This is a genomic window from Brevundimonas sp. (assembly GCF_031082345.1).
Taxonomy (GTDB): domain Bacteria; phylum Pseudomonadota; class Alphaproteobacteria; order Caulobacterales; family Caulobacteraceae; genus Brevundimonas.
On record NZ_JAVHLH010000210.1, the window covers coordinates 1 to 4,812 of the forward strand.

General features: G+C 66.4%; 5 protein-coding genes. 1 reads left to right on the forward strand and 4 read right to left on the reverse strand.

Features of this window, described 5'->3' with window-relative positions:
- Window positions 1-40: 40 nt before the first annotated feature.
- The 4 genes from RDU12_RS12275 to RDU12_RS12290 form a co-directional block, all read right to left on the reverse strand.
- Window positions 41-184, reverse strand: coding sequence for a hypothetical protein (locus RDU12_RS12275; RefSeq protein WP_300289132.1), 144 nt, complete (start codon window positions 182-184; stop codon window positions 41-43).
- Between the two features lie 738 nt (window positions 185-922).
- A complete protein-coding gene (locus RDU12_RS12280; RefSeq protein WP_300289131.1) occupies window positions 923-1,879 on the reverse strand; it encodes a hypothetical protein in 957 nt (318 codons plus the stop codon).
- A 25-nt stretch (window positions 1,880-1,904) separates the two neighbouring features.
- A complete protein-coding gene (locus RDU12_RS12285; RefSeq protein ID WP_300289130.1) occupies window positions 1,905-3,014 on the reverse strand; it encodes a hypothetical protein in 1,110 nt (369 codons plus the stop codon).
- A 56-nt stretch (window positions 3,015-3,070) separates the two neighbouring features.
- Entirely contained in the window at window positions 3,071-3,973 is a 903-nt protein-coding gene (locus RDU12_RS12290; RefSeq protein WP_300289129.1) for a hypothetical protein, read from the reverse strand.
- 151 nt (window positions 3,974-4,124) lie between these two features.
- Here RDU12_RS12290 and RDU12_RS12295 point away from each other — a divergent pair.
- Window positions 4,125-4,812, forward strand: a 688-nt coding sequence (locus RDU12_RS12295) for a toll/interleukin-1 receptor domain-containing protein (RefSeq protein WP_308684849.1), incomplete at its 3' end; no start/stop codon positions are given.

A 4,812-nucleotide genomic window follows, 5' to 3' on the forward strand; every position in this document is an offset into this window, starting at 1 on the left:
AGCCCAATAAGGCATCGAGCCAGCCCGACATGCTGACCGCTTACCAGTTGTGAGTATCGCTACGATCCGACAGGCGCCCGCTTTCCTGGGCTACGACATCGCGTCCGCGAGCCTGCGGCAGCGGTTCGATCTTGATAACCGGAATCTGCAGTGTATCGATTTGCTCTTGGTGTTCGTCCGTCATGGCAATCTCCTCACAACACGCAATCATACCATTGTTCGTTAAGTGAGTCGATCCGACTTGCGAAGATCAACTGGCGAGATGCACCGCATCTGGCGGGTCGTCGACCGCGATAGCGAGGTGCTGGGATCCGTTGCCAGCAAGACCAAAGACAAGCCGGCCGCTCTGAGTTCATGAAGAAGTTGATGGGTGGCACGGCCACGCCAAGGCCATCACTACCGACGGCTGCACTCGCTCGCCGCATAGGCCCGCGCCCTGCCCTATCTGCGCCCGGCAGGCAGCACACCCGGTCAGGCGAGAGGTCTCTGATCGGTCAGCCAATCAATGGAGGCGAATTTGCGGTGACGTCTGCGCGATCGCCACCTGCCCTCCATCAGCACAGTTTGTCTCCAGCTGTTCCCGTCTCGTTCGCGAAATGCGCATAAGCGCGATTCCCCGAAATGGGCATAAGTGGTCTTGTTCACCGAGATCCGCCCGATAGGTCGGAGACAAGTTGTCGAATGACTGCCCCCACCGCCACGGCCTACCCCGCTGAATATAAATAAGATTTTAGTCTCGCAGGGAAGCCCGAGAACCCGACGAACCGGGGGCAGCCGTCTCTGTCACCCAAAGACCCGCTGGAGGTTCCCTGCCAACAGGGAAGTTGCAAGCGATCAGCCCACCCAATTCGCTTGCCCGGGCCGCGAGGCCACGCGCTTTCTGGCTCCCCGGTTTGGAAGGCGACGGTCGCTGCTCGTCCGGTCAATGCTTCCAACTGACCGTCGGTGTCACCGCGAAATCCTCGCGCTCAAGATCGGACCGGTCGGCCTCGACCCGGACCCAGCGCAGGCCGATCTTGACTTCCACCCCGTCGGGCGCGCGCAGGTTCCTACGCGCCCACCCCGAGACATCCAGCCCCATGGCCACGGAATACCGCGCGGCCTCGGCAAGCCCTCCGCCGCTGTCGGCTGACAGACTGTCATAGGTCCGGAAATCGGCCGAAGCCTTGATCCAGACGGCGGTGTCTCCAAAGGCCGGTCGAGTCCAATCGACCTCCACCGTCGGTCCGCGCGCGTCGTTGTCATCGTTGGAGGAGTCCAGCTCGGAGTAACGGACCGTGATCCCGTATTCTTGTTCCGGGCCCCCGACGCAGCCGGCGGCGGCGGCCACGCAAACGAAGTTCGCGAAGGTCACGCCGAGGGTGACCGTCCGGTCGGCGGTCTCCGGGCCGTCGAATATGCCTTCGAACGATTGGCCGTATTCATAGGTCGCGAAGGGCAGGACAGCGCGGTGCGGTCGCCGACTGACTCCGGCCCCCGCCGGAAACTCGAATTTGCGTCGCACCTGCGCTTCGACGGACCAGCCCGACGTCCCATCCTGCCCGTCGAACCAGTTCGGGTTGATCGTCGCCGAGGGTGACAGGGAAACCCTCACCAAGCGTGGAAACTCGCTCTTGAGAGTGGCCGCAAAGGTGTACTCGCCCTCGTCCTGCACATCCCGCGGATCGAGCTGGGCGATCCGGTCGCCATCGATCAGGAAACCCGGTTCGGCGGAGGCCGCCCATTCCACAGTCCACCTGTCCTGCGTCGGCGAAGGGTCCGGCCGGTTCAGCTTGTCCACCGCTTCCTGTCCCCATGCCGCGGACGGCAGGGAGAGGCCGGCGAGCAGAATCAGCAGGTGCCCGGCGTTGCGGCTCGATGTGGGTCGGGACGGGATCATGGCGGCATCCTCCAGGCGATTGGCGTCAGCGATGGTCAGGGGGCGCGGTCTCCGCGCAGTCGGGTCGGCGAACGACGGGCGCGGCCGTGGCGGCGCCGACGCCGCTGTCGCGCAGCATCTGTGTGAAGGACCGATCGCCGATGTAGGACCCGACTCCGTGTCCGATGTCCCCGACCACCTCGTAGCCTTGGAGAATGCGGTAGTGGCAGTCGAGGTCGCGGCCGGCCGAGCGCCCGGCCCCCAGATCCGTGGCGTTGAAGTGGCGCGCCAGGCCTGTGAACCCCTTTGTCAGAACGGGATCGCGCGGATTGATCGAATAACGGATGGACGCCACCCGCTCGGGGAAGACTCTGAACGCCCAGGCGTCCCCCATGCTGCCGGGAGCCCAGAAGTCGGGCTCTCCAATGGCCGGCGCCAGCATCACCACCCGGATCGGTCCGCCCGCCGCCAGCGGGGGCGTCTCGAAAAAGGCGGGGCCCGCCGGACGCAGGAAGGCCAGGGCCTCGGTCTCCGCGCGGAACGACGGTGCGTAGGCCGGATCGGACAGGGCGCTCAACACCACGGAGGCGCCGCGACTGTAGGACACGAGCACGACGGGTTTGTCGCCGACGGCGTTCAGCACCCGGCGCAGGCCCCGCTGGCCGGTCACCTGGCTGGAACCGGCACCCCAGAACCAGATCCTCGCCGCATCCGCGTAGACGGCGGCGTCATGACCGTCCCAGTAGAATTCGATGGCCAAATCGTCGGGGCCGAGGCCGATGGCGTCCTGCATGGCCCGAAGCTCGACGGCCGTAGCGTGGCTGGTGTTGAAGCCGACGAGGAAGACGAAGACGCGCGATCTTTCGCCGGCGAGCCTGGCGATGGAAGCGAGGTGCAGATCCTCGGCCGAACGGATGCGGTCGAGCTTCGTCTCATTGCCATTGACGGCGGCGTGGATCGAATGCCTGCTGCGGACGGCGTGTTCGCCCACCACAGCGGGCGAACGCCACCCCGGCGGAAACATCACGCCGTTCATGTCCACATAGACGCGCGCCTGTGCGGCCTCGGTGACCGAGTTCGGAACGTCTGCCGCGGGCAGGTTGTGGGCGCAGGCGCCGAGGCACAGCGCGAGCAGGATCAAAGCGGATCTTGGCATGGTTTCTATCCCGGGAGCGGGGCGGCCGTCGCGGCCGCCCCCTGGGGCCGCGGCTTCTAGAGCTGCCGCACCGTGACACCGATCCCGACGGCGTCGGACTTCGGCGGAAGGGCGATCTTGTCGACGGTGAAGCGCGACTTCAGCAGCGGCACGGTCGCGACCAGCTGGGCCCCGTCGTAGATTGGGATTTCCTTGCCGGCCACGGCGCGGTTGGCGAGACCCTCGAGCGGGATCTTGTCGAGGATGTCGTATTCGAGCCGCAGCCGGTCGAATTTGCCCGAGGCGAACACCTGGGCGCCCCGGACGGAGAAAACGGCGTGAGCGTCGATGGCGATGTCGGGAGTGACGGTGATGCTGGCGATGCGGTCGAACTTGATGACCTTCTTCCATTTCAGGCACCACTTGTAGCAGTTCCACCACGGGTACTTCACCCAGAGCTCCCCGGTCGCCTTGAACTCGAGCCGGACATTGTCCAGGTCGATGCGCGGGGACTGCAGCTTGATGGCCGGCTTCGATTTCACGGTCGCCCGCAGATGCGGACACCAGGCGTAGACTCCCCAGTCGCTCAGGAACCCGCGCATCGTAGTGCCGAGGTTTTCGATACCCCCGTTGATGATCGCCTCCAGTTCCTCCCTCGAGGGGCCTTCGAACTCGTCGGGTTTGGCGTTCAATGCGTCGAGCATGACCTTGGCCTGCTGCAGGATGGTGCCGCCGAAGGCGAACACCTGGTCGTGGACGGTCGCGTCAGCCCGCGTGCCGGCCTCGCTGACCGCGGTCCGGAACAGCTCGTCGGTCTCCTGCTCGGTGAACTGGTAGAAGCCGCCATCCTCGAAATCGGCGCCGCCCGCGGTCTTGGGGAAGCTCTCCTGCCGGTCAAACAGGACAAAGGGATACTTCACCGATCCGAGCAGCTTGTCGCAGCAGGTCTGATTGACTTCGCCGTACAGGTCGTTGGTCATTGGTCTTCTCCGATGAATCGCGGCAGCCGACATTCCGGGACCGCATTGCGGGAGCTTGACTCCACGCTCCCCGCCCGTCCGTGACGGCCGTCACGCTCCGATTGTGCGGCGGCTCGCTCTCTGGCAGCGTGCTGGCTGGCGGGAGGGAAGGATGGACGAGGGCGGGGGCGTGCCGACGCGATACCGGGCCTTCATCAGCTACAGCCACCAGGACACGGTCGCCGGTCGCCGCCTGCACCGGCGGCTGGAGCGCTACGTCGTGCCGAAGCGGCTGGTCGGGCGCGCGACGGCCCGCGGGCCTGTTCCCCGACTGCTCGGCCCCATCTTCCGCGATCGCGAGGACCTGCCGGCCGCCGACAATCTGAGCGAAGAGGTCCGCGCGGCCCTGGCCGGATCCGCCAGCCTGATCGTGGTCTGCTCGCCGGGCGCGAGGCAGTCGCCGTGGGTGGCGCGCGAGATCGAGCTGTTCCGGTCGCTGCATCCGGACCGGCCGGTGCTGGCGGCCCTGATCGCGGGGGTCCCCGCGGACTCCTTCCCGGATACGCTGGCGGACGGGGCGCGGGAACCGCTCGCGGCCGATCTGCAGCGGACCGGAGACGGCCCCCGCCTCGGCTTTCTGAAGCTGGTGGCGGGCATTGTCGGGGTGGGACTCGACGAGCTGGTCCAGCGCGACGCCCAGCGCCGGCTGCGGGCCGTGACGGCCGTCACGGGGATGGCGCTGGCGGGGATGCTAGCCATGGCCCTGCTGACCACCACGGCCATAGGGGCCCGGCGGGAAGCCGAGCACCAGCGCGCCGAAGCCGAGGGAATAGTCGAGTTCATGCTCACCGAGTTGAGAG